The organism is Roseomonas gilardii (assembly GCF_001941945.1).
GTDB lineage: Bacteria > Pseudomonadota > Alphaproteobacteria > Acetobacterales > Acetobacteraceae > Roseomonas.
In genome coordinates this window covers 192,780-219,033 of the sequence record NZ_CP015584.1, presented here as the reverse complement: position 1 = coordinate 219,033, position 26,254 = coordinate 192,780, and the positions used below count along the sequence as shown (strand labels likewise).

Genomic DNA, 26,254 nt, shown 5'->3' with positions numbered 1-26,254 from the left:
ATGGGCATGACCGCTCCGCTGATCGAACTCCGCCATATCGGCAAGAGCTTTGCCGCCGTGCGCGCCCTGGACGACGTTTCCCTGGCTATCGGCCGGGGCGAGATCCACTGTCTGGCCGGTGAGAACGGTTCGGGCAAGTCCACGCTGATCAAGGTGATCTCGGGCGTCTGGCAGCCGGACCAGGGCGAGATCCTGATCGACGGGCAGAGGATCGAGGGCATGACCCCGCGCTCCGCCATCGCCCGTGGCGTGCAGGTGATCTACCAGGACTTCTCGCTTTTCGGGAACCTCACGGTCGCCGAGAACCTCGCCCTCAGCACCGAGTTGCAGGCGCGGCGCGGCCTCGTCTCCTGGCGCCGGGTGCGCGCCATCGCCGAGGCCGCCACCGCCAGGCTGGGCGTCGAGCTTGACCTCGATGCGCTGGTGGAGACCCTGCCGACCGCGGGCCGGCAGCTCGTGGCCATCGCCCGCGCGCTGATGTCCGACCCGCGCCTGCTGATCATGGACGAGCCCACCACCGCGCTCACGGGGCGGGAGGTCGAGGCGCTGTTCCGCGTGGTGCGCGACATCCAGTCGCGCGGCATCGCCGTCCTCTTCGTCAGCCACAAGATGCGGGAGATGCTGGAGATCAGCGAGCGGCTGACGGTGATCCGCAGCGGCCGCGTCGTGGCCGCCGGCCCCATCGCCGAGTTCAACGAGGCCGCCATCACCCGCGCCATGACCGGGCAGGACATCGCCACCGAGGGCTATCGCTGGGCCGGTTCCGCGGCGCCGCCGGTGCTGGAGGTCCATGGCCTCGGCATCCCGGGGCAGCTCCGGGATATCAGCCTGCGCGTCATGCCGGGCGAGATCGTCGGCATCTCCGGCCTGCTCGGCTCCGGCCGGACCGAGCTGGCCCTGGCGCTGTTCGGCATGAAGCCGGGCCATGCCGGGGAGATCCGCCTGAACGGCAGGCCGGTGCGGCTGGACAGCGTGCAGGCGGCCATCGCCGAGGGCGTGGCCTATGTGCCCGAGGACCGGCTGACCGAGGGACTGTTCCTGACCCAGACCATCGACCGCAACATCCTCGCCACCTCGCATGAGCGGCTGAGCCGGCTGGGCGTGATCCGCCGCGATGCCGCCGCCCGCGACGCGGCGGCCACGATCCGCGAGATGGCCATCGCCACGCCGACCGGCGACCGGCCGGTGACGCAGCTCTCCGGCGGCAACCAGCAGCGCGTGGTGATCGGCCGCTGGCTGCTGAACGACCCGAAGCTGCTGATCCTGAACGGTCCGACCGTCGGCGTCGATGTCGGCTCCAAGGCCGGCATCCACCGCAAGATCCGCGACCTGGCACGCGAGCGCGGCCTGGGCGTGCTGATGATTTCCGACGACCTGCCCGAGCTGGTGGACAACTGCAACCGCATCCTCGTCCTGCATCGCGGGCGCCTGGTGTCCGACCTGCCGGCCGAGGCGACCGACGAGGGCCGGTTGAGCGCGATGCTGGGGGAACTGGCATGAGCCGCATCGCCGCGCTGCTGCGCCGCCACCCGGAATTCATGGTCGGCGCCGTCCTGCTCGCCGCCGTGCTGCTGATCGGCACGGTCAACCCGGTCTTCTGGCAGCCTGCCAACCTCTTTTCGCTGCTGCGGGCCAGCGTCATCTCGGGCATCCTGGCTCTCGCCGTGTTGATGGTCATGCTCTCGGGTGGCATCGACGTCTCCTTTCCCGCCTTCGCCATCGCGGCGATGTACCTGACGGTGAAGGCGATGATCGCCTGGGGCTTCGACGGGGTGGTGCTGCCCTTCCTGATGGCGACGGGCATCGGCCTGCTGCTGGGCCTCGTGAACGCGGTCTTCGTCCATTACCTGCGGATGATCCCGCTGATCGTCACGCTCGGCACCGGCACGGCGGTGCGCGGCTTCATCCTGGGGGTGGTCGGCACCAGCCAGATCAACATCGACCAGATGCCGCCGCTGCTGATCGGCTTCGCCCGGGGCGAGTTCCTGCATGTCACCCAGGCGGATGGCAGCCAGGCCGGGCTCTCCTCCATGGTGCTGGTCTATGCGGGCATCGCCCTGCTGGTGCATCTGATGCTCCGCCACACGATGATCGGCCGCGGCATCTACGCGCTGGGCGGCGGCGAGGAGGCGGCGCGCCGCGTCGGCTTCAACACCCGCCGCATCACCTTCTTCATCTACGGCCTGGCCGGGGCGCTGGCGGGCTTCGCCGGGCTGCTGCACGGGGCGATGATCTGGACGGCCAATCCGCGCGACATGGTGGGGCTGGAGCTCGACGTGATCGCGGCCGTGGTGCTGGGCGGCGCCAGCATCTTCGGCGGACGCGGCAGCGTCGCCGGCACGGTGCTCGGCGTGCTGACCCTGGTGGTGATCACCAACAGCCTCATCATCCTGGGCGTGGACACCACCTGGCAGCGTGTCGTCGTGGGCCTGATCGTGATCGCCGCCACGGCCGCCACGGCTTGGCGCGACCGCCGGCGCATCGCCTGAGCGGGAAGGAAGACACCGCATGAACGGCCTGACGAAGCGCCTCCGCATCGACAGCAACCTGCTTCAGCTCCTCCTGCTCACGGTGCTGATCTTCGCCGGCATGGCGGCGCTGAACCCGGAGCGCTTCCTGCGCCCCTATGTCTTCGAATCCATCACCTTCGTCGCACCGGAGCTGGGGCTACTGGCCATCGCCATGATGGTGGCCATGCTGACCGGCGGCATCGACCTCTCGGTGATCGGCATCGCCAACCTCTCCTGCATCCTGGCGGGCCTGTTCTTCCACGCCGTCGGCGCCCCGCGGGGACCGGAACTGGCGAACCTGCCCCTGCCGATGGTCGGGCTCGGCGTGCTGCTCGCCCTCTGCACCGGCATCCTGGCGGGCGCGGTGAACGGCTTCCTGATCACGAAGCTCCGGATCACCCCGATCCTCGCCACCATCGGGACGGGGCAGGTCTTCACCGGCATCTGCCTCGTTCTCACCGGCGGCCCCGCCGTGGTCGGCTTCCCGGCCCTTTGGGGGCAGATCGGCAACGGCACGCTCCTGGGCATCGCCGTGCCGCTCCTGGTCTTCCTCGCCGTCTCGGTTCTGGTCTGGTTCCTGCTGACCCGCACGGGCTTCGGCATCGACCTCGCGCTGATCGGCACGAATGCGCGTGCCGCGGCCTTTGCCGGGATCCGGACGGGACGGCGCATCTTCTTCTCCTATGTGCTCACCGGCGCGCTCGCCAGCCTCGCGGGCATCCTGCTGTCGGGCCGTACCAATGCGGCGAAATCCGACTACGGTGTCTCCTATCTCCTCCAGGCCGTGCTGATCGCCGTGCTGGCCGGCACGAACCCGGCGGGCGGGCGTGGCAATGTGGTGGGGGTCGGCCTTGCCCTCCTGGCGCTGATGCTGCTGTCCTCCGGCCTGCAGATGATGCGTTTCAGCAACTTCCTGGTGGACCTGATCTGGGGCGGCTTCCTGCTGCTCTCGATCGCCCTGGCCGCCTGGCGCAACCGGGTGCGTTGAGCATGACCACGATCATTCCCCTCCATGAAAGCCTCGCCGGCGCGGCGGAGCGCGAGATCCTGGCCGGGGAGGGTCTGCGCGCCAGCCTCTTCCGCTTCCGTACCGGCATCGCCGCCCTGCGCCTGACCAACGCCCGGGGCGAGGTCGTGGTCCTGCCCTGGATGGGCGGCATGGTGTGGTCCGCGAATTTCGACGGCGTGGACCTCGCCATGACCAGCGGCTTCGACGCGCCCCGCCCGGCGCGGCAGATCGCCGAGACCTATGGCTGCTTCGCCTTCCACAGCGGGCTGCTGCACAACGGCGTGCCCGCGGCGGAGGACAGCCATGCCGCGCATGGCGAATTCCCCTGCGCACCGATGGACGACGCCCTGTTGGAACTTGGCGAGGATGCGGAGGGGCGCTTCCTGCGCCTGGTCAGCCGGCGCGACCATGTCATGGGCTTCGGCGCGCATTACCTGGCGCATCCCTCGCTGACCCTGCGGCCGGATGCGACGCTGTTCGACATCGGCCTCGCGGTGGAGAACCGCTCCGGCAAGCCGATGGAGCTGATGTACATGTGCCACATCAACTTCGCCTTCGTCGCGGGCGGCCGCATCCGGCAGCCGGCGCCTTTCACGCCGGATCGCACCCTGGTCCGCCGCGCCGTTCCGGCGCATGTGGTGCCCGATCCGGCCTATCTCGCGCTGATCGACGAACTGGCCGCGCATCCGGAACGCATGGAGGTGCTGTCGGAGCCTGGGCGCTACGATCCGGAACAGGTTTTCTACCTGCACGGCCTCGGCGCCGATGCGGAGGGGCGGACGCATCTGATGCTGGAGCGGCCGGAGGGGGACGGCTTCGCCGTCTCCTACGCCACGGCGGAATTCCCGCAGACCGTGCGCTGGGTGCTGAACGATCCGGACCAGAAGGTCGCCGCCTTTGCCCTGCCGGCGACCTGCTATCCGGAGGGCCATGCGGCGGCACGGCGGAGCGGCCAGATACGCTCCCTGCTGCCGGGCGAGACGGCGCGCTTCACGGTCCGTGCCGGCTATCTGGATCGCGAGGCCACCCTCCGGACGACCGCCCTGGTCGCATCCCTCGGATAAGCCGTGCCGCCTCGCACGGCACGGTCACCGGGCCGGTCAGGTGCCCGCCGGGCCGCCGGGTTCATGGATCGGGCAGCGGTTGAAGCGTTCGCGGAATCCGGCGGAATGCTTGTAGGCCTCGCGCCGGGCGCGGTTGATGTTGCCCAGCGGCTGGTGGGCGGCCAGGCCCGTCCAGATCATGAAGTGCATCTCTTCGTTCACGGCCTGCACGCGGGCGGTGTCCCAGCTATCCTGGCGCGGCACGGTGATGGTGGCCACCGTCCGGAAGGGTGCCTTCTCCTCGTCCCAGGCAACGGTCGGGTCCTCGACAGGCTGTTCCTCCAGGTCGCGGCATAGCTGCACGCGGAACTCCCAGACACCGTCGATGCCCTTCATCTCGCCCTGTATCGTCTCGCGGATCGCATCCGGCCGGCCGGAGGCATCGATCTCCTTGCCCTTCAGGGCCAGCAGGTCCGGGGCGACGGGAACGAGGCTGAACTTGGCGATGTGATCGCCATAACGGAATGGCGTGACGCTGTAATAGGTCTCGCCCAGCGGATCGACATTGGGCGCGCCACCCAGGGACTGGACCTTGGTGCTCTCGATCCCCACAGCCTCCAGGGCGGTGTTCACCCCACGCAGCATGGAGGACATGACCTTCTTGGTGCCCTCCAGCCGGTCGGTGGTCTTGGCCAGCATCTTCAGGTTGCCCAGGAACTGATCCGCGGTTCTGGTCTGGAAGACCGGACCATTCACCATGATGAAGTCCTGGGTCTTGCCTTCGGCACCGGGCAACCGCTCGCCCTCCACATCCAGCACTTTCAGCGCCATGCCGCGCGGGAGGGAGATCGCGTCCGGCAGGATGTCGCCCGCATTGGTCGAGATCCGCATATAGACCTTGTGCTCGCCCGGCCTGGCGAAAAGGCCCTGCGCCAGCTCCGGCGGAAGACCATCGGCAATCACCATTCGGCCTTCGAGAATGCCATGTGCCTTGGCATGGACGGAGCGGACGGCATGCCCGTAATCCTTCGCCGTCGTTTCCAGGATGGTGTCGAAGGTGTCGTTCAGGCCCCGGATCGTATCCTGTTCGTCGGGCTGGATCTCCTCGACGGCGGGGGTGTAGCGGACCGGGGGGCGAAGGCTCATCGTCGGCTCTTTTTCTGGTTCCGGGCCTGTCCCGGCCATCCGCGCGACGCCGAGGCGAAGCGAGGAGGAACGCCGGGACTGCCGGGAACAGGTTTTGTTCCGCAACTAAGCCGCCACGACCCGCAAGGTTGCGGCGTACCGCATGGGCCGCGCCGCGCTGCCGGAACCGGCCAATAACCAGAATGGGAGGGGAGAAGATTATTCCAATAAACACGGTGAATTCGATGAAGTTATTCTCCCGGCGCCCATGCGAAAGAGGATATTCCAAGATAAAGACGTTCCGGACCTTCAACATTGTGCCAGGGCCGTGGACGCCTTTGCCGCACGGCCTATAACCCGGCGCCGAACCAACGACTTTCCCAGATCCTCTTTCTCAGGCTCCCGGGGGCGCGGCGCCATATCGATGCGATGATCCGTTGCCGGCCACCGGCCATGCGACGCCTCATCCCAAGCCTGGCGACCCCGCCGCCATCTCCGCTGTCCTGGGATCGAGACCGGAGTATCCATGATCCCACGTCGGACGCTTTCCCTGGCTCTTTGCGCGGCGGCCTCCCTCCTGGCGGCCCATGCCGCAAGCGCCCAGCCCGCCGAAGGCGGACTTCCCTATCGGACCGCCTTCGAGGTCAAGCCCGACCCGGCCCTGGCGGCCAAGGTGCCGCAGCGGTATCGCCAGGCCGGGACGCTGGCCGTCGCCACCAACCCCAACACGCCCCCCACCGTCTATATCACCGAGGACAACCGCACCCTGGCGGGGCGGGAGATCGATGTGATGAGCGCGGTCGCGCACCGGCTCGGGCTGGAGCCGCGCTGGGTCAACGCCGGCAGCTTCGGCAACATCGTCCCCGGCCTCTCCAGCGGCCGCTATGACGCGGCCCTCGCCAATCTGAGCGTCACGCCGGACCGGCTGAAGCAGGTGGATTTCGTCTCCTACTTCGACAACAACCGGCTCGGCCTGGTGCGGGCGAAGGACGGCTTCGACGGGAAGCCGGCCACGGATCTGATGAGCCTGTGCGGCGAGACGATCGGCGCGGGCTCCGGCACCACGAATGCGGAGGTGGTGCTGCGCCAGAGCGAGGCCTGCGTGGCGGCGGGCCGGAAGCCCATCACCGTGCCGCTTTTCCCCGGCCGGCCGGCCGGCGTGCAGGCGGTGCTCAGCGGCCGGATCCCGGGTTTCGTCGGCCCCTATGAAGGGCTCGTCTACATGGTCTCGGCCTCGCAGGACAGGCTCGCCCTCGCCGGCATCTTCACCGTGCCGGGGGATTTCGTGGGCATCGGCCTGCAGAAGGACAGCCCGCTGACGCCGGTGGTGGCGGAGGCGCTGAACTCGCTGATCCAGGACGGCACCTATTCCGCGATCCTGAAGAAGTGGGATCTCGACTACGGCGCCCTGCCGGAGGCGCGGCAGAACGGCGCCATCCTCGAGGCGCCGCGCAAGGCCGCGAGCGGCGGATGAGCGCGACCGCCCTGACGCCTGCCGCCAGCCCGTCCACAGCGCCGGTCCTGGTTCCGCGCCGGCATGTCGGGCGCTGGATCACCGGCGCCGTGGCGCTGCTGGTGGTGGGCCTCCTGCTGTTCTCGCTGGCGCAGAATCCGCGCATGCAATGGGATGTCGTCGCCCGCAACCTGACCGCCCCCTCCATCCTGTCCGGCGTGCTGGTCACGCTGGAGCTGACCGCCATCGCCGCGGTGGTGGGCTTCGCGGGCGGCGTCGCCCTGGCGATCATGCGCCTGTCCGGCAACCCGGTCCTGGCGGCGATCAGCTGGGGCTTCACCTGGATCTTCCGCTCCGTCCCGACCCTGGTGCAGCTCTTCTTCTGGTTCAACATCGCGGCGCTCTACCCGACCGTCAGCCTCGGCCTGCCGGGTTTCGGCACCTTCTGGTCGGCCCAGACCAACAGCCTGATCGGCACCTTCGGCGCCGCGCTGATCGCCCTCATCCTGCACGAGGCCGCCTATGCCGGCGAGATCGTTCGCGCCGGCATGATCGGGGTGGGGCAGGGGCAGACGGATGCGGCGCGGGCGCTGGGCTTCACGCCGCTGCGCACCACCTGGCGCATCATCCTGCCGCAGGCGATGCGCACCATGCTGCCGCCGGCCGGCAACCAGATCATCTCGCTGCTCAAGACCACTTCGGTCGTCTCCGTGATCGCGCTGGAGAACGTGCTCTACTCGGCCCAGGTGATCTATGAGCGCACCTACGAGGTGATCCCGCTGCTGGTCGTCGCCGCCCTCTGGTACATCGTGATGACCTCGATCCTCTCCGTCCTGCAGCAGTATGTCGAACGCCGCTTCGACCGCGGCGCGAGGGCCGGCCGATGAGCAGCGACGTCATGATCGACGGCGTCGGCAAGTCCTTTGGCGGGCGCCGCGTGCTGGACGATGTCACGCTGCACATCCCGGCGGGGCAGGTCTGCGCCATCATCGGCCCCTCGGGCTCCGGAAAGTCCACGCTGCTGCGCTGCATCAACCATCTGGAGCGCGTGGACAGTGGCACCATCCGCATCGGTGGCGAGATGATCGGCTACCGCCTGAGCGGCGACCGGCTCTACGAGCTGAGCGAGCGGCAGATCGCCCGGCAGCGCGCCCGCGTCGGCATGGTCTTCCAGAGCTTCAACCTCTTTCCCCACCTCACCGTACTGGGCAACCTGACCGAGGCGCCGGTGCAGATCCTGGGCCGGCCGCGCCGTCAGGCGGAGGAGAAGGCGCGCGCCCTGCTCGCCCAGGTCGGCCTCGCCGCCCGCGCCGGCGACTGGCCGCAGACCCTTTCCGGCGGGCAGCAGCAGCGCGTGGCCATCGCCAGGGCCCTGGCCATGGACCCCGGCGTGATGCTCTTCGACGAGCCCACCTCGGCGCTCGACCCGGAACTGGTGGGCGAGGTCCTCCAGGTTATGAAGAACCTGGCGCGCAACGGCATGACCATGGTCGTCGTCACCCATGAGATCGGCTTCGCGCGCGAGGTCGCCGACCAGCTCGTCTTCATGGAGGATGGCAGGATCGTCGAGTCCGGCGATGCGCGCGATGTCATCGCCGCGCCGCGCCAGGCCCGCACGGCCGAGTTCCTGGCCAGCGTGATCTGAACGCGCGGCCCACCACCCCTGGCGCCGCTGCCCCGAATTCCCCGGCGCGGCGCCAGCCCATGCTTCAACGATCCCGGCAGGACACACCGACCCTCGCCGTGGCAAGATCAGGATCGATCCGACCGTGACACGCCAGATGCATCTCGGAGTCTTCGTCCAGGCCGCCGGCCACCACGTGTCCGGCTGGCGCCTGCCCGGCGCCGAGGCCGGCGCGGAGAACCTCGACCTTCTCCAGCGCATCGCGAAGACCGCCGAGCGCGGGCTCTTCGACATCTTCTTCCTGGCCGATGGGCTGACCAGCGGCACCGACGCGCATCCCTCCACGGTCGTGCGTTTCGAGCCGCTCACCCTGCTCGCGGCCCTGGCGATGACGACCAGCCATATCGGCCTCGCCGCCACCGCCTCCACCACCTATGGCGAACCCTACCAGACCGCCCGTGTCTTCGCCTCGCTCGACCATCTGAGCGGCGGCCGCGCCGCCTGGAACGTGGTGACGACGAGCTACGCCCGTTCCGCCGCGAACTTCACCCGCGGCTCGCACCCGGAACACGACGCCCGCTACGAAATCGCCGAGGAATTCGTCGATATCTGCAAGGGCCTCTGGGATAGCTGGAGCGATGGCGCCATCCGGATGGACAAGGAGAGCGGCGTCTTCGCCGATCCGTCGCGGATGCATGTGCTCGACCACAAGGGCAAGCATTTCTCGGTTCGCGGGCCGCTGAACGCTTCCCGCCCGCCCCAGGGCCATCCGATCATCATCCAGGCAGGCTCCTCCGGCCCGGGCCAGGATCTCGCCGCCCGCACCGCCGATGTCGTCTTCACCGCCCAGGGCGATCTCGGCGAGGCCCAGGCCTTCTATCGCAGCCTCAAGGGCCGCCTGGCGCAGTATGGCCGCCCGCCGGAGGCGATCGCCGTCATGCCGGGCGTCTTCACGGTGATCGGCCGCGACTGCGCGGAGGCCGAGGAGAACTACAACCGCCTGCGCGCGGTGACGGACCTGAACGGCGCGCTGGCCCTGCTCTCCGACCGGCTGGGCCATGACGTGCGTGGCCTCGACCTCGATGCGCCGCTGCCGGACCTGCCGATCTCGGACCAGCTCCGCAGCCGGGCGGAGCTCCTGACGGCCCTGGCGCGGCGCGAGAACATGACCGTGCGCGAGCTCGCCCTGCATGCCGGCATGGCGCGTGGCCACGGCGTCGTGCGCGGCACGCCCGAGGAGATCGCCGACCGCCTGCAGGAATGGTTCGAGGGCGAGGCGGCGGACGGCTTCAACATCATGCCCCCCTGGTTCCCGGGGCAGTTCGACCTCTTCGTCGATCATGTCGTGCCGGTGCTGCAGCGTCGCGGCCTGTTCCGCACCGAATATGCCGGCCGCACCCTGCGCGAGAATCTCGGCCTGCCCCGCCCCGCCAACCGCTTCGAAGCCGCGTGAGGGTGACCGGCATGAGCCAGGATCTCACCCATCGCTACGCCATGCTGATCGCCGGCAGCCGGCCGGGGCCTGCCGCCCTCGCCGCCGCCCGGGATGGCGTGCTCGACTTCCTTGCCGCCGCCGTGGGCGGGCTGGAGGATGGCGGCTACCTCAAGGTGAAGCGGGCTCTGCTCCCCCTGGCCGGCCAGGGACTGGCAAGCGTCATCGGCCATCCGGGCCGGGTCGATGCACAGACCGCAGCGTTGCTGAACGGCACGCTTGGCCATGCGCTGGACTATGACGACGTGCAGGCCGGCGTGCGCGGCCATCCGAGCACGGTGATCCTGCCCGCGCTGCTGGCCATGGCGGAGGAAAGCTGCGCCGGCGCGGAGGCCCTGCTGGCCGCCTATGTCACCGGAGTCGAGGCGATGGCGCGGCTCGGACGCGCCATGGGGTCGCGCCACTACGAGACGGGCTTCCACAACACCGCCACGCTCGGGCCGGTGGGGGCGGCGGCGGCGCTGTCGCATCTGCTGGGCCTTTCCGCCGGGGATACGGCGAATGCGCTGGGCATCGCCGCCACGCAGGCGGCGGGGCTGCGGCTGCAGTTCGCCAGCGAGGTCAAGCCGCTGCATGCCGGCCTCGCGGCCCGTTCCGGTGTCCTGGCCGTGCTGCTGGCCCGTGCCGGCCTGCAGGGTAATTCCGCCTTCCTCGACGGGCGGCTGGGCTTCCTGCAAGTGCTGGGCCTGGGCGGCGCGTCGCCGGAACGCGCCGTCGCCGGCTGGGGCGAGGAATGGGAGATCCTGTCCCCTGGCCTGGCCTTCAAGGCCTATGCTTGCTGCGGCGCCAGCCACCTTCCCGCCGATGCCATCCTCGACCTCATCGCTGAGCACGGCGTGGGGGCGGAGGATGTGGCGGAGGCCGTCGTCACCTTCCCGCCCGGGGGCGAGGCCGCGCTGGTGGTGACGGAGCCGCGCTCCGGCCTCGATGGCCGCTTCAGCGTCGAGTATGTCATCGCCGCGGCGCTGCTTGACGGGCGGCTGGGGGTCGCCACCTTCGCCGACCGGCCGCTGCGGGCGGACATCGCCGCCCTGCTGCCACGTATCCGCCGGCAGGTTGACCACGCCGTCCCCTCGATCGGCGAAGCGCCGGAGAAGCGCTTCGCGCGCGTCGATCTGCATCTGCGGGACGGGAGAAGGCTGAGCCGCACGGCCATGAAGGTGCGCGGTGTCGGCGATCTCGGCGGAAAGTTCCTCGATGCCGCCTCCGGCCTTGCCGATGCGGCGGCGATTCCGGAGTTCGTGGGAAGCATGCGGACGGAGCAGGATCTGGCGCGACTGCTCCAGCGCCTTCGCGAAATCGGCGGCAGGGAGTCCTGAGCGGAAAAGGAACCTCTCCTCGCCCTGGCTTCGGCGATGGCCTTGTGTCCCGCGCAAGGCGCAGTTTGAAAACCGCTTCCCTTGGTTCGATCACGGCATCCGACTAGGCTCCCGGGAATGAGGAAGCCATTCCACGGGACCAGCGCCGCTCCTTCCGCCCCACCGGGCCGGTGCCCGTTCGCGATCTGTATCTAGCCGGAGCGCCGCTCCGGCCCTCTCACGCAACGCCCGCAAGACCACGTCGCCCCGCCATCGCGGGCGGCGATCGTGGAACCATGTCCGCACCAGCCGGAGAAGCCGTTCCCGTGAACCAGATCACCCCGCTGCCGAGAAACCTCCGATACGACTTCGGCGCCCTGCTGCGGGACGAACAGCCCCGCCGCAGCATCGAGGAGGAGCGGCTGCACCGCCAGCAGTCGCTCGCCGTCACCTTCCGCCTCTTCGCGCGCCTGGGCTTCGACCAGGGGCTGGCCGGACACGTCACCGCGCGCGACCCGGAATTCCCGGACGAGTTCTGGGTGAACCCGCTGGGACAGCATTTCGGCCGGATCAGGGTCTCCGACCTGATCCGCGTGAACCACCATGGGGAGGTGGTCCATGGCGACCAGCCGGTGAACCGTGCCGCCTTCGCCATCCATGCCTCGATCCACGCCGCCCGCCCTGATGTGGTGGCCGCCGCGCACACGCATTCCACCCATGGCAAGGCCTGGGCCTCGCTGGGCCGCAGGCTGGACCCGCTGACGCAGGATGCCTGCGCCTTCTTCGAGGATCATGCCGTCTTCGACGATTTCACCGGCGTCGTGCTCGACCGGTCGGAAGGCGACCGGATCGCCGAGGCCCTCGGGGCGCACAAGGCGGTGATCCTCCTGAACCACGGCATCCTGACGGCCGGGCCCACGGTGGAAGCGGCCGCCTGGTGGTTCATCGCGATGGACAACGCCGCCCGGACCCAGCTCCTGGCCGAGGCCGCCGGAACGCCGCGTCCCATTCCGGCCGAGACCGCGCGCCTGACCGCGACCCAGGTGGGAAGCGCCCGTGGCGGCTTCCTCTCCTTCCAGCCCCTGCGCGACTGGATCCTGTCCCAGGAACCGGACCTGCTGGATTGAGCGACATGCCCGATCGCATCGAGACACCGGGCCGCAGGACGGTCATCGCCGGCCTGCTCGCCCTGCCGGCCCTCCATGTCGGGCGCGCCAGGGCACAGGAGGCGGGCACCCTGCGCGTGGGCGACCAGAAGGGCGGCAACCAGTCGCTGATCCTTGCCTCGGGTGTCCTGCGCGAAAGCCCGCTGCGGGTGGAATGGGCGCAGTTCGCTGCGGCCGCTCCGCTGGCGGAGGCCCTGAACGCCGATGCCATCGACATCGGCGGGATCGGCGACGCCCCCTTCGCCTTCGCCCATGCCGCCGGCGCGCCCATCAGGGTCGTCGGCGCGACCCGTTCGAGCGGCCGCAGCACGGCGCTCCTGGTGCATGGCGATGCGCCCTACCGCCGGTTCGCCGACCTCAAGGGCAAGCGGATCGGGACCGGGAAAGGGTCCGTCGGGCATTTCCTCGCCGTCGCCGCGCGGGAACAGGCGGGGCTGGGCCGGCGGGACGTGCAGATCGTCTTCCTGTCACCGGCCGAGGCCAAGTCCGCCTTCGCCTCCCGCCAGATCGACGCCTGGTCGAGCTGGGGCCAGTATGTCTATCTCGCCGAGGCGCAGGACAAGGCGAGGATCCTCCTGGACGGCCGGGGCCTGATGAGCGGCCTGAGCTTCCAGGCGGCCACGCAGCCGGCCATCGCCGGGAAGCGGGCGGAGATCACGGAATTCCTCCGCCTCTGGGCCGAGGCGCTTCGCTGGGGCGACCGGAACCTGGACCGCTACGCCCAGTCCTGGGCCCGCGAGACGGGCGTGACCGAGGAGGTGGCACGCCGCACCCTCGATGCCCGGGGCTTCCTGCCCGTGCCGGTGGACGAGCAGGTCATCGCCACGCAGCAGCGCACGGTGGACCTTTACACGCGGGAAGGTCTTCTGCCGGCGGGCGTGGATGTGCGCGGCAGCTTCGACCCGTCCTTCAATGCCTATTCCAGCTGAACCGCAGGGGAGACCAGCATGAGCGTCGAGTTCATCGGCTATGTCGGCCACTTCAACTCGTCCGAGACCATCCGCCGGAGCGGCCCGGCCCTGGACATCGATTTCGTGGAAGCCTCGGCCAAGGCGCAGGAGCTGGGCGGCTTCGACCGCGTGCTGGTCGCCTTCCACTCCACCTCCGCCGAGAGCATCCTGATCGGCCAGCACATCGCCAGCGTCACGGAGCGGCTGGGGCTGATGATTGCCCACCGGCCCGGCTTCACCGCGCCGACCCTGGCGGCACGGCAGTTCGCGACGCTGGACCGGTTCTCGCGCGGGCGCGCGGCGGTGCACATCATCACCGGCGGCAACGATGCCGAGCTGGCGCAGGATGGCGACCGTCTGACGAAGGATGAGCGATACGCGCGCACCAGCGAGTATCTCGACATCCTCCGGCAGGAATGGACCTCGCCGCAGCCCTTCGATTACGAGGGCCGCTACTACCAGGTGCGGCGAGGCTTCGGCGACGTCAAGCCTGTGCGGCCGGATGGCATCCCCGTCTATTTCGGCGGCGCCTCGGCGGCAGCCATCCCGGTCGCCGGCAAGCATGCCGACGTCTATGCGCTCTGGGGCGAGACCTACGACCAGGTGCGGGAGATCGTGGCACGCATCCGCGCCGCCGCGGCCCCCTTCGGCCGGCAGCCACGCTTCAGCCTGTCCCTGCGCCCGATCCTCGCCGAGACCGAGGAGCAGGCCTGGGCCAAGGCCGATGCCATCCTGGCCCGGGCCCAGGCCCTGAAGGAGGGCGGCGGCGACCGGCGCGCGCCGCAGAACGAGCGGCATGGCAAGATCGGGGTGGCGGCGCCCCCCAACGAAGGCTCGCGCCGCCTCCTGGCCGCGGCCTCGCAGGGCAGCCGCCTGGACAAGCGCCTCTGGACCGGGATGGCCGCGCTCACCAACGCGTCGGGCAACTCCACTTCGCTGGTCGGCACGCCCGATCAGGTGTCCGAGGCGATGCTGGACTACTACGACCTGGGGATCTCCACCTTCCTGATCCGTGGCTTCGATCCGCTGGTGGATTCCATCCAGTACGGCCGGGAGCTCATCCCGCGCGTCCGGGCCCTGGTCGCCGCACGCGACGCTGCGGGCCATTCCGCCGTCGCCGCGGAATAGGCCGTGACAGGGAAGGGGGGGCGGTTCACGGGAACCGTCTCCTTCCGCCGTGAAGGCCCCGCGACCTTTCGCGGGAAGCGGGGCATGAGGGACCGTCCCGCTCAGAAGCGGAGCTGCGTCCCGACATAGAAGGTCCGCCCCTGGCCGTTCCCGCTCGTGCTCAGGAAAGGCGTGTACTTCTCGTCCAGCAGGTTGGAGATGCGGCCGTTGATCTCGACATTCTCGGTGATCTTCGCGGTGGCGAAGAGCCCGACCAGATGGTACGGCTCGCCGCTCTGCGCGACGGCCGGGCCGGTGAAGCTCGCGTTGTAGCCGGACACCAGCCCGCCGGAGACGTAGTCGTAGCGTGCCCCGACCACCAGCTTCTCGTCCAGGAAGCGGGCGCCCGCGCTGACGGAGACGACGTCGTCCGGCATGTACTGGCTGGCCCCCAGCCCGGGCATCTGGCTCGGCAGGTCGGAGTCCGAATGCGTGTAGCTCAGGCTGGCGAAGACCAGACGGGCATCGTAGTTCGCCTCCAGCTCCACGCCCTTCACCTTGGTCGTGCCATCGACGTTCTGGAACTGGAAGGCGCGCGAGGCGCTGACATAGCGCGCGGCGATATAGTCCTCCACATCCATCATGAAGTAGCTGGCCTTGGCGGTGAAGCTGTCATTCCCGCGGATGATGCTCTGCGCGCGGATGTTCGCGCCGAACTCCCAGCCCTGCTGCGTTTCCGGCTTCAGGTCCGGATTGGGGACATAGGAGTTCGAGACCGAGCCCGGATGGTTGCCGCCCAGCATGGTCTCCTGCAGCGTCGGCGCCCGCATGCTGCGGGACCAGGTGACATAGGGCTGCAGCCAGCTCGTGACATTGGCCGCGAGCGTGATCCGCGGGTCCAGCGAATCCTTCGAGATATCGACGTCGTAGGCGCCGTAGCGGCTGCTCAGATAGCCCGACCCGTCCAGCGCGTAGTGGTTGTAGCGCAGCCCCGGTGTCAGCTCGAAGATGCCATAGCCGAAGGTCGTGTTGTTGAACACGCCCAGCATCGAGGCATTGCCGCTGCCCGGGTTCACGCCGCCATCGCGGCCGCTGACGGAGTCGTGGAAATACTCCACGCCGCTGACGCTGCGCGCGGAGACGGGGCCGAGCGAGAAGCGCGAGGTGTTCGAGACATCGAAGCCAGCACCCTCGTCCTCGATGAGGCGGCCGACATAGGCGCCGGTGCCGCCGGTGTATTTCATGGTCAGGTCGTTGTAGTAGCCGTTGACCCGCAGATCGACCCACTGGTTGCCGGGATTGTAGCGGTAGTTCGCGGTGAAGGTCTTGTTGTTCACCGTCTGGTCATAGGAATTGGCGTAGAAGTCGTTGTCGTAGAAGACCGCGCCCAGGCCCAGGCTATGGCCGCCCCCCATGTCGATGCGCGTCTTCAACAGGCCGGAAAGCAGGTCCTGCCCCGTCCCGGGCACGGAGTTGCCGCTGCCATCCTGGTAGTTGCGGGAGCTGCGGTGGCTGATGGCACCCACGAGGCCGACGCCGTCGATGCGCGCCGCACCGGCCACCATCTCCTGGAAATCCACCCCGTTGCTGCCCCAGCCCAGGCGGGACAGCGCCCCCACCTTGCGCCCCGGCATCAGCACGTCGTCCACGTCGAGGGTCCGGAGATTCACGCTGCCGGCCAGGGCGCCGCCGCCGACCCCCGTGACCGCCCCGCGGGAGACATCGATCCCGGCCAGGAGGTTCGGATCGACATAGGTGAAGCCGGCCGCGTCGTGGCTGGTGAAGCGGAAGTTCTGCCGCACGCCGTCGATCATGGTGTTCACGCGGCCGGAGCCTTCGAAGCCGCGGATGTTCACCGCCACGCCCGGCTGCTGCACGTTCTCGCGCGTGAAGACCCCCGGCACGGTCCGCAGCACGTCGTCCAGCCGGTTCGCACCTTCCTGCCGCAGGCGCTCGCCGTCGATGGTGGTGGTGTTCTCCTGGGCTTGGTTGTTCTGGGCCCAGACATCCACCTGGGGCAGGCGAACCGCCGAGGAATCCTGGGCGAGGGCGGTGCAGGAGACGGAAAGCAGGCCTGCCATGGCGGTACTGGCCATGAGGTGATGCAGGAAGCGGGGCATGTGACAGTCCTTTGCGGGAAAGCCGTGATCCGACTCACGGCAGCGTGATTCTCGGGAGTTATATGAGAATGAATCTCATTATCAAATAGGAGTTCCGCCAGACCCGGCCCCTCCGATCCGTCAGGGACCGGCCAGACTGCGTCCGGAGCTGAAGAGGTCTGGGAGAGCCGTCACCCCGACAGGTGGATGCCCGGCATTTCCTCGCGATCCATGTCGCCGTAATCCGGCATCAGCATCGGCCCGGCTTCGTGGAAGGGCAGGCCGTAGACACGCCGCAGCAGATCGGGCCGCAGCACTTCCGTAGCCGCGCCCGCCGCGACCAGCCGGCCCGCCTGGAGCATCGCGACATGGTCCGCCACGAACCGGGCCTCGTTGAGGTCGTGCAGCACCAGCAGGATGCCGGTCCCCTCCCGCGCGGCGAGGCGTCGGAGCAGGCGCAGCAGCGCCGCCGCATGGCCCATGTCCAGGCTGGCGGTCGGCTCGTCCAGCAGCAGCATCCGCTCGCCGCGCATGGAGGCAAGCTGCGCCAGAGCGCGCGCGATCTGCACGCGCTGCTGCTCGCCGCCCGACAGGCTGGCGTGGTCGCGCCCGGCGAGTTCCCGCACGCCGGCCAGCGCCATGGCTTCGGCGACCGCTTCCGCATCGCCGCGCATGGCCTGCGTGCCATTCCAGGGCTGCCGGCCCAGTGCGACGATCTCCCCGGCCCGCATCGGCATGGCGAGGCTGTGGCGCTGGCTCACCACCGCGCGCCGGCGCGCGAGGTCGCGCGGCGGCCAGGCCGCGAGCGACCGGCCGGCGAAGAGCACCTCGCCCTGGCTCGGCCGAAGCTCGCCCGAGGCGAGCCGGAGCAGGCTCGACTTGCCCGCGCCGTTCGGCCCCACGATGGCGGTGACGGAACCCGGCGGCACGGTGAGGTCGATATCCCGCAGCAGAACGGCCTTGCCGGCCCGCAGCCCGCATCCACGGAAGACGATCATGCGATCCGGCTCCGTCGCAGCAGCCACAGGAAGAAAGGCGCGCCGAGCAGAGCGGTGACCACGCCCAGCGGCAGTTCCGATGGCGCGGCGAGGCTGCGCGCCGCGAGATCGGCCAGAAGCAGCAGCGCCGCGCCCAGCAGGGCGGAGCCCGGCAGAAGCAGGCGATGGTCGCTGCCGCCCGCCAGCCGCACCAGATGCGGCACGACGAGGCCGACGAAGGCAACGAGCCCCGTCAACGCGACCCCCGCCGAGACCGTGATGGCCGCCAGGGCGATGGACAGCCGCTTCACCGCCTCCACGCGCAGGCCCAGATGGAAGGCCTCCGCCTCGCCGAGCAGAAGCGCGTTCAGCGGCCGCGCCATGGGCAGCAGCGCCAGGCCCGGCAGCAGGATCAGCACGATGGCCACCGGCACCTGCTCCATGCGGGCGCCCGCGAGGCTGCCCAGCGTCCAGAAGGTGATGTCCCGGACCTGCCGCTCATCCGCCATGAAGACCAGCAGGCCCGTGCCGGCGCTGCACAGCGCGTTCACCGCGATGCCGGCCAGCAGCAGCGTGGCGATCCCCATCGCGCCCGATCTGTGCCCCAGCATCAGGATGCAGGAGGTCGCGGCCAGCCCGCCCAGGAAGGCGACGACCGGCAGGAGCCACAGCCCCAGAGTCCCCGCGGCCAGCGAGCCGCCGAAGACGATGCAGGCCACGGCGGCCAGGGCGGCGCCGGCGGAAACGCCGATCAGCCCCGGATCGGCGAGCGGGTTGCGGAACAACCCCTGCATCACCGCCCCGGCGATGCCCAGCCCGGCGCCGATCATGGCGGCCATCAGCGCGCGGGGCAGGCGGATGGCCGCCAGGATGGCCGCGTCGCGCCGATAGGCCTCCGGCAGCGGCGCCAGATGCAGCGCATCGGCCAGCGTGGCCCAGAGGCTGGCGGGCGCGATCCGCGCCGGACCCAGCAGCAGCCCCGCCAGCAGCGCCAGCAGGAACAGCAGCGCCACGGCCGGAAGAAGCAGGCCCCGGGGCGGCATCACTCCCGCGCCCAGGCCCGTGCCGGCAGTTCCGGCCAGTCGCGCTCCGGATGGAGCTGCACCGCCAGCTTGCGCCGCGCCTGCGCCGCGCGCGGGCCGAAGGCGAGGTCGGTGCTGCCGATGGACAGGATGCGCCGCGCGGCCCCGGCCGGCGTCAGGGCGAGGCCCGGCAGGACCGCGACCGCCTCGGGGCCTCCGGCGCTCCGCAGGCTGTGTTCCATCATCACCACGGCATCCGGCTGCAATCCGGCGGCCGCTTCCGGCGAGAGCGGGCGGTAGCCCGCGAAGTCCCGCAGCAGGTTCCGCCCGCCGGCCGCGGCGATCAGCGCGTCGGCATGGCTCCCCCGGCCCGAAACCAGGGGAACCCCGCGGTCGAGCGACAGCACGAACAGCACGCCGGGGCGGCTGGGCAGCGCCGCCACCGGCGCGTCCAGGAGGCGCCAGTCCGCCGCCACCGCGTCGCTCAGGGCCGCGGCGGCCGCGCCCAGTTCCAGCGCCTCGCCGATGGCGGCGATCTTGCGCGACACCGCCTCCACCCCGGCGGCGCCATCGGGGATCACGGCGAGCCTCAGGCCAGCCGCGCGCAGCACGTCCACGGCCTGGGGCGGCCCGGCATCGGAGGAAAGCAGGACCAGGTCCGGCATCAGGGACACGATCCCCTCCGGCGGCACCGCGCGCATATAGCCGATCTGCGGCAGGCTCGTGGCCGCCGGCGGGTAGAGGCTGGTGCTGTCCACGGCGACCAGGGCGTCGCCGGCTCCCAGGGCATAGACGGTCTCCGTCATGGCGCCGCCGACGGAAACGACGCGCCGGAACGGCGCGGCGCGGCCCGTCCGGGGGGCCGAGGCCGCCAGGGCCATGCTGGCGGCCAGCAGTTGGCGGCGGGCGATCATGGGACGGCCATCTCCCCCACCACGGCCCCCGCCACGGCCCCGACCAGGGCGCGCCATTCCGCCTGCTCCGGCTGGCCCGGCTTGCGGGCGCCGAACAGCATGGCCACGGTCCCGCCCTCGGCATCCAGCAGCTCGACCGAAGTGACCGGCCCATCGTCGGTGGGCTTCACCACCCGCCAGGCCTCGGCCACGCCGCTTTCGCGCAGATGCAGATTGAAGTCCGGGTCGAGGATGTTGAACCAGCCATGGCTGTCGGCCACACGCCGGACCGGGCCGGTATGGATCTGGATGGCATGGGCATTGCCCACGAAGACCATGATGGACATCCCGCTGGACGCCGCCCTCCTCAGGGTCTCCGCCCCGGCGGAGGGGGGCAGGCGGAGCGCCAGATCCTCGCCCGCCAAGCGGAAGGCCTGCCGCCGGCTGGCCCCGTGCCGGCGCAGCAGCCCGAAGAACGCGTGCGTGTCGCGCAGGGCCAGCCAATCCGCGCGCAGGGCCGCCGCATCAACCGGCCGTTCGGCCTCGGCGCCGGGCCGCGCCGGGGCCATCGGCGGCGGCTCGCCGGGGCCGGCGAGCCGTGCGACAGCGGAGTCCCAGGCTGCCAGGTCGGTCTCGCCGGTCGCGTGGACCTTGTGCACGGCCGAGCCGTCCCGCGCGAAGATCTGTATGGAAGGCCGCTCGCCTCCCAGCGCATAGGCATGGGCCCAGCCGCCCGGGAAGAGCCTCAGGTCGATATCCGGCCCGAGCACCAACAGTGCCCGGTCACCGCCCTGAGGTGGGTGATAGACGCCCTTGCGCTCATGCACCGCATGGTCGTTGCGGGTCAGGGCCATCACCCGGCCGAGCGAAGGGAGGGCGGCGAGCAGCGCCTTCCAGTCCGGCCGCAACGGCGTGACGGGGCCGAGCGCACCCGAGGCCAGCAGGGCCGCCTCGGTGGTTTGCAGTTCCGACGCTGCATCGCGGGCGCGCAACCCTGGCCGGGCCTCCCGCAAAGCAGCGAAGGCGGCCACGAGAGATGCGGGCGTGGCGTCCGGAAGGATGGAAGGCGATGCATCAGACATCATGAAATCCCGCCCTTACGGGATGCATTCCTGATACTGATAATGATTCGCATATACATGCTGCGCTCCGCAGGGCCGGCGACGGGAATTCTACCACAGCCAGAATGTTTCGATGTAAAATGAAAGTATTTCTTGAGAATTACATTGGAATTCCGGAGATTCCCGAAATGTTATGAAAATCCATAACCCAGGTTTAAGATATTCCAGAGAGTGACGAAAGAAGGCATTTCAGTGTGACCAAGTATCCTCCAGAGAACCTGTTGGCGCCCGCTGCCCTGGCCTTGCAGAGCAGCCTGGATGATTGCCGCCGCGCCCCACGCCGGCCGCACCCCTCGACGGTCACCTGCCCGATCCGGGAGACGCTCGATTTCCTCGGCAGCAAATGGACCGTGCTCATCGTCATCGCCCTGAGCGGACAGGTCCGCCGCTTCAACGAGTTGCGGCGCGAGATCCCGGACATCTCCCAGCGCATGCTGACCCAGACCCTGCGGGACCTGGAGCGGGCCGGGCTGGTGGAACGGACGATCCATCCCACCATCCCGCCACGGGTGGATTACAGGCTCTCGCCGCTCGGCATCTCGCTGCTGGAGCCCCTGGCGCGGATCGTGGACTGGGCCGCCCGGAATGGCCGGACCATGCACCATGCCATGCTGGCCTTCGACGCCGGGGCGCGGCTCCCGGAGTTCTCCGCCGCGACCCCGGAGCCCCAGGACGTGCCGGGGCGCTGTCCCGGGCGATCGTAAGCGAGCCGCCGCCGCTTCAGGAGGATGTCCCGCCGCGACGGCTGCCGTTCATGTCACCGGCCCATGCGGGAGGAGCCGCTCCGCCGGCTCCGCCCCGGACCAGATCCGTTGCAACTGGTCCAGGATGACGGTCCCGAAACGTTCGTAGGGAACACGAACGGATTCCAGCCAGGGCGCCAGCCAGGGGTTGAGGGAACTCCCATCGATCCCCACCAGCCGGCAGTCCTGCGGCACGCGTAGCTGCGCCTCGCGGGCCGCGCGAAAGGCACCATAGGCCACCTGGTCACTGACGCAGAGCAGCCCCTCCGGCCAGGCGGCACGCAGCCCGATGGCCCGGGCGGCGTGATAGCCGACCTCCACATGCGCCAGGCCGGGCGCCTGCCATTCGGGGATCGCCGCGGGGTCGAGGCCGAAGGAGGCATAGCGGGCACGGAAGCCTTCCGCGCGCTCGCGGGTGGCGGGGGAGCCCTCCAGCGGCGACAGGATCCCCGGCGCCCGGATGCCGGCATTCCAGAGATGCTCGGCCACCAGCGACCCGGCCTGGAAGTTGTCGATTCCCACGAAGGCCCCCCCGCCACAGGGATTTCGGCGGCCGACGAAGACCATGGGCGTCCTGCGTGCCACCACCTCGGCCAGCCCGGGGCTCGGCCGCGCCACCACGAGGATGTAGCCCTGCACGACCTGCGCCCGCATGGCCGCCAGATACTCGTCCTGCAGTTCCGCGCGGTCATGCGTGTCGCAGAGGATCATGATGTAGCCCGCCGCGCGCAGCGCCGCCTCGGTGGAGGCCGCGACGGTCGCCATGGCGGGGTTGTCGAGATTCGCCACCAGCATGGCCACGAGCCGGCTCTCGCCGCTGCGCAGGGTCCGGCCGACGGAGTTGGGACGGTAGCCGGTGGCCTCCACCGCCTCCCGCACCCGCTGCACGGTTTCCGCCGAGGCGCGGCGGGTTTCCCCATTGACGATGCGCGAGACCGTCGAGATCGAGACCCCGGCGGCGGCGGCGACCGTCGCCAGGGAAACCGGCCGGTTATCGGAAGGCGGGCCGCCATCCCTGTCATTCACGCATCCTGCCTCCGCTGTTCGTCGTCCCGTTCAACCTGGGCTCTTATGACTTTCATAAAACCCTTTGACAGGTTAGGCAAACGTTTGCCAAATACCGTCCCGACCGATGAGGCGCCCGTTCGAGCGTGCCCGGAGGTCGGACCAGGGAGGAAGTTCATGAAGGTGTTCGCATACGCTTTCGCGGCCGGGCTGAGCCTCGCCGCGACGGCCTTCGGGCCGGCGATGGCCCAGACCACCCTCCGCATGGCCTGGTATTCGGACGGCAACGAGGGCGAGGTCATGAACGACCTGCTCCGCCGCTTCGAGGGCAGGAACCCCGACATCCGCGTGGTCCTGGACCAGGTGCCGTTCAAGGCGATCAGCGAGAACCTGCCGGTGCAGCTCGCCTCCGGCCAGGGGCCGGACATGGCGCGCGTCGCCGACATGGGCGGGCTGGCGCGCTACGGGCTGGACCTGCGGCCCTATCTGAAGAACGCGGCGGCCTGGGAAGCGGGCTACGCGCCGTTCCTGCCCTGGATGCGGGTCGCCGGCGACACGAGTTCCATCCCCGGCTTCATGACCCAGCTCACCGTCACCGGGCCCTTCGTCAACAAGACGCTTTTCGAGCAGGCGGGCATCGCGATGCCCGGGCCCAAGGCGACCTGGGAGCAGTGGGCGGAAGCGGTCAAGGCGGTGGCGGCCAAGGTGGACGCGCCCTTCCCCCTGGCGCTGGACCGTTCGGGACACCGATTCTTCAGCCTCGCCGTCTCGCAGGGCGCCACCGGCATCGACGAGGCCGGCAAGCCCGCCGTCGTGGATGAAGGGTTCAAGCGTGCCGCCTCCCTGGTCGTGGACTGGCACCGCCGGGGCATCATGTCCAAGGAGATCTGGGGCTCGGTGGCGGGGTCCGCCTATCGCGGCGCCAATGACGAGTTCAAGAACGCGCAGGTCGTGATGTACCTGTCCGGCTCCTGGCAGATCGCCCAGTTCGACAAGACCATCGGCGATGCCTTCGACTGGGTGGCGGTGCCGACGCCCTGCGGCCCGGCCAACTGCTCCCCCATGCCGGGCGGGGCGGCGCTCATGGCCTTCAAGTCCAGCAAGCACCCCGCGGAGGTGGCGAAGGTCATGGAATACCTCGCCAGCGAGGAGGTGATGGCCGAATTCTACAGCCGCGCGCTCTTCGTGCCCGGCCATGTCGGGATCGCGGCCAAGGGCGTGGAGTACAAGTCCGGCTCCGAGGCGGCGCGGGCGGCGCTGAAGGTCTTCACCGAGGAGGTGCAGCAGATCTCGCCGGCCGCCTATCGCCTCCAGGGCTATTCCGGCTCCCGCATCATCTTCAACGCCGCCATCAGCCGCCTCGGCCAGGCCGTGGCCGGCGAGATCGGGCTGGACGAAGCCTATCGCCGCATCACGGATGACGTGACGCAGCAGATCGCCGAGCGCGACAAGAAGTAGTCCTCCCCGAACCGGGATCGCCAGAATGAGCTCCGTCGATACCGCCGTGCCCCCCGCGGGCACGGCAACCGCCCCGGCTGTGCCGCGCCTGGAGGAAAGAAGCGCCCTGCACGCGCTGGGCTGGGCCGCCGCGCTGCCTCTGCGCCTTATCGACGCGCCGATGCGGGGCGTGCAGAAGCTGATCGGCGAGCGGGGGATGCCCTATGTCTTCATCCTCCCCAACGCCGCCTTCTTCGGGCTCTTCGTCTTCCTGCCGCTGGCGATCAACCTCTGGTTCTCGCTGACCGGCGGCGCCGCGCTGTTCCCGTCCGAACGGCCCTATGTCGGGACGCAGCAATACGCCTACCTGCTCGACTGCGGCTCCTTCATCGACCCCGGCTCCTGCCGCGAGGACCATTTCTGGCGTGGCGTCGCCAACACCGGCACCTTCACGCTGTTCAACGTCGTGGGGACGGTGCTGGCCTCCCTGGTCACCGCGCTGGTGCTGAACCGCAAGATCCGGGCCCGGGGCTTCTTCCGCGCGGTCTTCTTCTTCCCCGTGCTGCTCTCCCCCGTGGTGGTGGCGCTGATCTGGAAGTGGATCCTCCAGCGCGACGGCCTGCTGAACGCCATCATCATGGGGCTGGGCGGCGACCGCATCCTGTTCCTGAACGAACCCGGCTGGGCGATGTTCTGGGCGATCTTCGTGTCCGTCTGGGCCCATATGGGCTTCTACACGCTGATCCTGCTCGCCGGGTTGCAGGCCATCCCGTCCGATCTCTACGAAGCGGCGGCGATGGACCGCACGCCCACGCACCGCATCTTCTGGCGCATCACCCTGCCGCTTCTCTGGCCGAACATGATCGTGGTCATCGTGCTCGCGCTGATCAAGGGCGTGCAGACCTTCGACGAGGTCTTCGTGCTGACCGGCGGTGGCCCAGGCACGGCGACGTTGATGGTGGTGCAGTACATCTACGAGACCGCCTTCGCGAACCAGGTGCAGAATTTCGGCCTCGCCGCCGCGGCCTCGGTGCTGCTGGGCGCCGTGCTCTTCATCCTGACCCTGATCCAGCTCGGCGTCGCCGGGCGGCGGAGGAACTGACCATGGTGGCCAACCGCGCCCTGCGTTTCCTCGCGCGCCGCCGCAATCCCGGGCAGCCGCTGCACTGGACCGACGTCGCCAGCTACCTCTACCTCGCCCTCGGCACCCTGCTGATGTTCGGCCCGGTGCTCTGGCTGCTGCTGTCCTCCTTCAAGACCCCGGCGGGCCTGCTGGAATTCCCGCCCACCCTGCTGCCGCTGTCGCAGGTCGAGGTGACGGTGCCGGGGCAGCCCAACCCACTGCCGCTCTTCAAGGTCACCCTGCCGGACGGCAGCGTGAAGGAGATGGCGCAGCTCCGCCGCGTCGGGCTGCAGGCGCAGATGGTGGACCCGGCCGATCCGGGCCAGACCGTCCGCGTGCCGGTGGACCGGCGCGAGCCGGTGCGAGCCTTCTCGCTGGCCGTCTCGAACTACATCGAGCCGCTGCGGCAGTTCGACTTCATGAGGTTCCTCGGCAACTCGGTCTTCGTCACCGTGGTGGCGACGCTGATCACGCTGCTGATCAACTCCATGGCCGCCTACGCCCTCTCGCTCTACGAGTTCCGTGGCAAGGGCCTCGCCGTCCTCGCGGTGATCGGCACGCTGATGATCCCGATCACCATCGTGCTGGTGCCGGTCTATCTGGTCATCACCAAGCTCGGGCTGGTGAACTCGCTCTGGGCGGTGATCCTGCCCGGCGCCGCTACGCCCACCGGCGTCTTCCTGCTGCGCCAGTACATGCTGACCCTGCCGCGCGACCTCGTGGAAGCGGCGCGCATGGACAAGGCCTCCGAATGGCAGATCTACTGGCGCATCGTCATGCCGCTGACGGCACCAGCCCTGGCGGTTCTCGGCATCTTCTCGGTCATGTGGCGGTGGAACGAGTTCCTCTGGCCGCTCGCCGTGCTGACCAAGACCGAGAGCTACACGCTCCAGATCGGCCTCAACGCCTTCCAGGGCGAGTTGCAGACGCAGTGGCACTACCTCCTCGCCATGACGGTCGTGACGCTGCTGCCGGTCGCGCTCGTCTTCGTCTTCCTTCAGCGCTTCATCACGACCGGGATCGGTTCGACGGGAATGAAATGAGCATCGGGAGATCC

Annotated in this window: 23 protein-coding genes; 16 read left to right on the top strand and 7 right to left on the bottom strand. The window is 69.6% G+C overall.

From position 1 onward, the window contains the following. The first annotated feature begins 6 nt into the window (after nt 1–6). From RGI145_RS20530 to RGI145_RS20515, 4 genes are read left to right on the top strand one after another with little or no spacing between them, the layout of a single operon-like run. Nucleotides 7–1,500, top strand: coding sequence for a sugar ABC transporter ATP-binding protein (locus tag RGI145_RS20530; protein ID WP_075800394.1), 1,494 nt, complete (start codon nt 7–9; stop codon nt 1,498–1,500). Continuing rightward, nucleotides 1,497–2,489, top strand: a complete 993-nt coding sequence (locus tag RGI145_RS20525; RefSeq protein ID WP_075800393.1) for an ABC transporter permease — start codon at nt 1,497–1,499, stop codon at nt 2,487–2,489. Before RGI145_RS20530 ends, RGI145_RS20525 begins: the two co-directional genes overlap by 4 nt. 19 nt (nt 2,490–2,508) lie before the next feature. Continuing rightward, nucleotides 2,509–3,498, top strand: a complete 990-nt coding sequence (locus RGI145_RS20520; protein ID WP_075800392.1) for an ABC transporter permease — start codon at nt 2,509–2,511, stop codon at nt 3,496–3,498. A gap of 2 nt (nt 3,499–3,500) precedes the next feature. Continuing rightward, nucleotides 3,501–4,583 carry an aldose 1-epimerase family protein gene (locus tag RGI145_RS20515; RefSeq protein WP_075800391.1) on the top strand — a complete coding sequence of 361 codons (1,083 nt, stop codon included), beginning with the start codon at nt 3,501–3,503 and terminating at the stop codon, nt 4,581–4,583. 36 nt (nt 4,584–4,619) lie between these two features. Here RGI145_RS20515 and RGI145_RS20510 read toward each other — a convergent pair whose 3' ends face one another. Beyond that, the gene (locus tag RGI145_RS20510; protein ID WP_075800390.1) at nt 4,620–5,708 is read right to left on the bottom strand and encodes a catalase family protein; all 1,089 of its coding nucleotides are present in this window, start codon (nt 5,706–5,708) and stop codon (nt 4,620–4,622) included. Nucleotides 5,709–6,213: 505 nt separating this feature from the next. Here RGI145_RS20510 and RGI145_RS20505 point away from each other — a divergent pair. From RGI145_RS20505 to RGI145_RS20470, 8 genes are all read left to right on the top strand, one after another. Further along, nucleotides 6,214–7,161, top strand: a complete 948-nt coding sequence (locus RGI145_RS20505) for an ABC transporter substrate-binding protein (RefSeq protein WP_075800389.1) — start codon at nt 6,214–6,216, stop codon at nt 7,159–7,161. Then, the gene (locus RGI145_RS20500) at nt 7,158–8,027 is read left to right on the top strand and encodes an amino acid ABC transporter permease (RefSeq protein WP_075800388.1); all 870 of its coding nucleotides are present in this window, start codon (nt 7,158–7,160) and stop codon (nt 8,025–8,027) included. Before RGI145_RS20505 ends, RGI145_RS20500 begins: the two co-directional genes overlap by 4 nt. After that, nucleotides 8,024–8,785, top strand: coding sequence for an amino acid ABC transporter ATP-binding protein (locus RGI145_RS20495; protein WP_075800387.1), 762 nt, complete (start codon nt 8,024–8,026; stop codon nt 8,783–8,785). Before RGI145_RS20500 ends, RGI145_RS20495 begins: the two co-directional genes overlap by 4 nt. Nucleotides 8,786–8,909: 124 nt before the next feature. Further along, the gene (locus RGI145_RS20490; RefSeq protein ID WP_237183344.1) at nt 8,910–10,217 is read left to right on the top strand and encodes an LLM class flavin-dependent oxidoreductase; all 1,308 of its coding nucleotides are present in this window, start codon (nt 8,910–8,912) and stop codon (nt 10,215–10,217) included. Nucleotides 10,218–10,228: 11 nt separating this feature from the next. After that, a complete protein-coding gene (locus RGI145_RS20485; protein ID WP_075800385.1) occupies nt 10,229–11,575 on the top strand; it encodes an MmgE/PrpD family protein in 1,347 nt (448 codons plus the stop codon). Nucleotides 11,576–11,880: 305 nt separating this feature from the next. Continuing rightward, nucleotides 11,881–12,681 carry a class II aldolase/adducin family protein gene (locus RGI145_RS20480; RefSeq protein WP_237183343.1) on the top strand — a complete coding sequence of 267 codons (801 nt, stop codon included), beginning with the start codon at nt 11,881–11,883 and terminating at the stop codon, nt 12,679–12,681. Between the two features lie 5 nt (nt 12,682–12,686). Further along, nucleotides 12,687–13,649, top strand: coding sequence for an ABC transporter substrate-binding protein (locus RGI145_RS20475; protein WP_075800384.1), 963 nt, complete (start codon nt 12,687–12,689; stop codon nt 13,647–13,649). Nucleotides 13,650–13,667: 18 nt separating this feature from the next. Continuing rightward, nucleotides 13,668–14,798: an LLM class flavin-dependent oxidoreductase gene (locus tag RGI145_RS20470; protein WP_075800383.1), complete on the top strand. Its 1,131-nt coding sequence runs from the start codon at nt 13,668–13,670 to the stop codon at nt 14,796–14,798. A 101-nt stretch (nt 14,799–14,899) separates the two neighbouring features. Here the strand turns inward: RGI145_RS20470 and RGI145_RS20465 are convergent, their stop codons facing one another. From RGI145_RS20465 to RGI145_RS20445, 5 genes are all read right to left on the bottom strand, one after another. Beyond that, nucleotides 14,900–16,897: a TonB-dependent receptor domain-containing protein gene (locus RGI145_RS20465; protein ID WP_075800382.1), complete on the bottom strand. Its 1,998-nt coding sequence runs from the start codon at nt 16,895–16,897 to the stop codon at nt 14,900–14,902. 170 nt (nt 16,898–17,067) lie between these two features. Beyond that, on the bottom strand, nt 17,068–17,874 hold the full coding sequence (locus RGI145_RS20460; protein ID WP_075800381.1) for a heme ABC transporter ATP-binding protein: 807 nt from the start codon (nt 17,872–17,874) through the stop codon (nt 17,068–17,070). Beyond that, nucleotides 17,871–18,896, bottom strand: a complete 1,026-nt coding sequence (locus tag RGI145_RS20455; protein ID WP_075800380.1) for a FecCD family ABC transporter permease — start codon at nt 18,894–18,896, stop codon at nt 17,871–17,873. The genes RGI145_RS20460 and RGI145_RS20455 overlap by 4 nt, the downstream gene beginning before the upstream one ends. Then, nucleotides 18,896–19,789 (bottom strand): heme/hemin ABC transporter substrate-binding protein, encoded by an 894-nt coding sequence (locus tag RGI145_RS20450; RefSeq protein WP_075800379.1) that lies wholly within the window; start codon nt 19,787–19,789, stop codon nt 18,896–18,898. The genes RGI145_RS20455 and RGI145_RS20450 overlap by 1 nt, the downstream gene beginning before the upstream one ends. Continuing rightward, nucleotides 19,786–20,760, bottom strand: a complete 975-nt coding sequence (locus RGI145_RS20445) for a hemin-degrading factor (protein ID WP_208864033.1) — start codon at nt 20,758–20,760, stop codon at nt 19,786–19,788. The genes RGI145_RS20450 and RGI145_RS20445 overlap by 4 nt, the downstream gene beginning before the upstream one ends. A 350-nt stretch (nt 20,761–21,110) precedes the next feature. Between RGI145_RS20445 and RGI145_RS20440 the strand changes: the two genes are divergently transcribed. After that, nucleotides 21,111–21,593 carry a winged helix-turn-helix transcriptional regulator gene (locus RGI145_RS20440; protein ID WP_237183342.1) on the top strand — a complete coding sequence of 161 codons (483 nt, stop codon included), beginning with the start codon at nt 21,111–21,113 and terminating at the stop codon, nt 21,591–21,593. A gap of 48 nt (nt 21,594–21,641) precedes the next feature. Here the strand turns inward: RGI145_RS20440 and RGI145_RS20435 are convergent, their stop codons facing one another. Then, nucleotides 21,642–22,658: a LacI family DNA-binding transcriptional regulator gene (locus RGI145_RS20435; RefSeq protein ID WP_075800378.1), complete on the bottom strand. Its 1,017-nt coding sequence runs from the start codon at nt 22,656–22,658 to the stop codon at nt 21,642–21,644. 156 nt (nt 22,659–22,814) lie between these two features. Between RGI145_RS20435 and RGI145_RS20430 the strand changes: the two genes are divergently transcribed. The 3 genes from RGI145_RS20430 to RGI145_RS20420 are packed head-to-tail and all read left to right on the top strand — an operon-like array spanning nt 22,815 to nt 26,240. After that, on the top strand, nt 22,815–24,095 hold the full coding sequence (locus RGI145_RS20430; RefSeq protein WP_075800377.1) for an ABC transporter substrate-binding protein: 1,281 nt from the start codon (nt 22,815–22,817) through the stop codon (nt 24,093–24,095). A gap of 25 nt (nt 24,096–24,120) precedes the next feature. Further along, nucleotides 24,121–25,176 carry a carbohydrate ABC transporter permease gene (locus tag RGI145_RS20425; RefSeq protein ID WP_208864032.1) on the top strand — a complete coding sequence of 352 codons (1,056 nt, stop codon included), beginning with the start codon at nt 24,121–24,123 and terminating at the stop codon, nt 25,174–25,176. A gap of 2 nt (nt 25,177–25,178) precedes the next feature. Then, nucleotides 25,179–26,240 carry a carbohydrate ABC transporter permease gene (locus RGI145_RS20420; RefSeq protein WP_027281232.1) on the top strand — a complete coding sequence of 354 codons (1,062 nt, stop codon included), beginning with the start codon at nt 25,179–25,181 and terminating at the stop codon, nt 26,238–26,240. The last annotated feature ends 14 nt before the right edge of the window (nt 26,241–26,254 follow it).

What these genes read in the sequence shown, in the direction of transcription:
- RGI145_RS20530 (WP_075800394.1), top strand. Translation starts at nt 7, where the DNA reads ATGACCGCTCCGCTGATCGAACTCCGCCATATCGGCAAGAGCTTTGCC.
- RGI145_RS20525 (WP_075800393.1), top strand. Translation starts at nt 1,497, where the DNA reads ATGAGCCGCATCGCCGCGCTGCTGCGCCGCCACCCGGAATTCATGGTC.
- RGI145_RS20520 (WP_075800392.1), top strand. Translation starts at nt 2,509, where the DNA reads ATGAACGGCCTGACGAAGCGCCTCCGCATCGACAGCAACCTGCTTCAG.
- RGI145_RS20515 (WP_075800391.1), top strand. Translation starts at nt 3,501, where the DNA reads ATGACCACGATCATTCCCCTCCATGAAAGCCTCGCCGGCGCGGCGGAG.
- RGI145_RS20510 (WP_075800390.1), bottom strand. Translation starts at nt 5,708, where the DNA reads ATGAGCCTTCGCCCCCCGGTCCGCTACACCCCCGCCGTCGAGGAGATC.
- RGI145_RS20505 (WP_075800389.1), top strand. Translation starts at nt 6,214, where the DNA reads ATGATCCCACGTCGGACGCTTTCCCTGGCTCTTTGCGCGGCGGCCTCC.
- RGI145_RS20500 (WP_075800388.1), top strand. Translation starts at nt 7,158, where the DNA reads ATGAGCGCGACCGCCCTGACGCCTGCCGCCAGCCCGTCCACAGCGCCG.
- RGI145_RS20495 (WP_075800387.1), top strand. Translation starts at nt 8,024, where the DNA reads ATGAGCAGCGACGTCATGATCGACGGCGTCGGCAAGTCCTTTGGCGGG.
- RGI145_RS20485 (WP_075800385.1), top strand. Translation starts at nt 10,229, where the DNA reads ATGAGCCAGGATCTCACCCATCGCTACGCCATGCTGATCGCCGGCAGC.
- RGI145_RS20475 (WP_075800384.1), top strand. Translation starts at nt 12,687, where the DNA reads ATGCCCGATCGCATCGAGACACCGGGCCGCAGGACGGTCATCGCCGGC.
- RGI145_RS20470 (WP_075800383.1), top strand. Translation starts at nt 13,668, where the DNA reads ATGAGCGTCGAGTTCATCGGCTATGTCGGCCACTTCAACTCGTCCGAG.
- RGI145_RS20465 (WP_075800382.1), bottom strand. Translation starts at nt 16,897, where the DNA reads ATGCCCCGCTTCCTGCATCACCTCATGGCCAGTACCGCCATGGCAGGC.
- RGI145_RS20460 (WP_075800381.1), bottom strand. Translation starts at nt 17,874, where the DNA reads ATGATCGTCTTCCGTGGATGCGGGCTGCGGGCCGGCAAGGCCGTTCTG.
- RGI145_RS20455 (WP_075800380.1), bottom strand. Translation starts at nt 18,896, where the DNA reads ATGCCGCCCCGGGGCCTGCTTCTTCCGGCCGTGGCGCTGCTGTTCCTG.
- RGI145_RS20450 (WP_075800379.1), bottom strand. Translation starts at nt 19,789, where the DNA reads ATGATCGCCCGCCGCCAACTGCTGGCCGCCAGCATGGCCCTGGCGGCC.
- RGI145_RS20430 (WP_075800377.1), top strand. Translation starts at nt 22,815, where the DNA reads ATGAAGGTGTTCGCATACGCTTTCGCGGCCGGGCTGAGCCTCGCCGCG.
- RGI145_RS20425 (WP_208864032.1), top strand. Translation starts at nt 24,121, where the DNA reads ATGAGCTCCGTCGATACCGCCGTGCCCCCCGCGGGCACGGCAACCGCC.
- RGI145_RS20420 (WP_027281232.1), top strand. Translation starts at nt 25,179, where the DNA reads ATGGTGGCCAACCGCGCCCTGCGTTTCCTCGCGCGCCGCCGCAATCCC.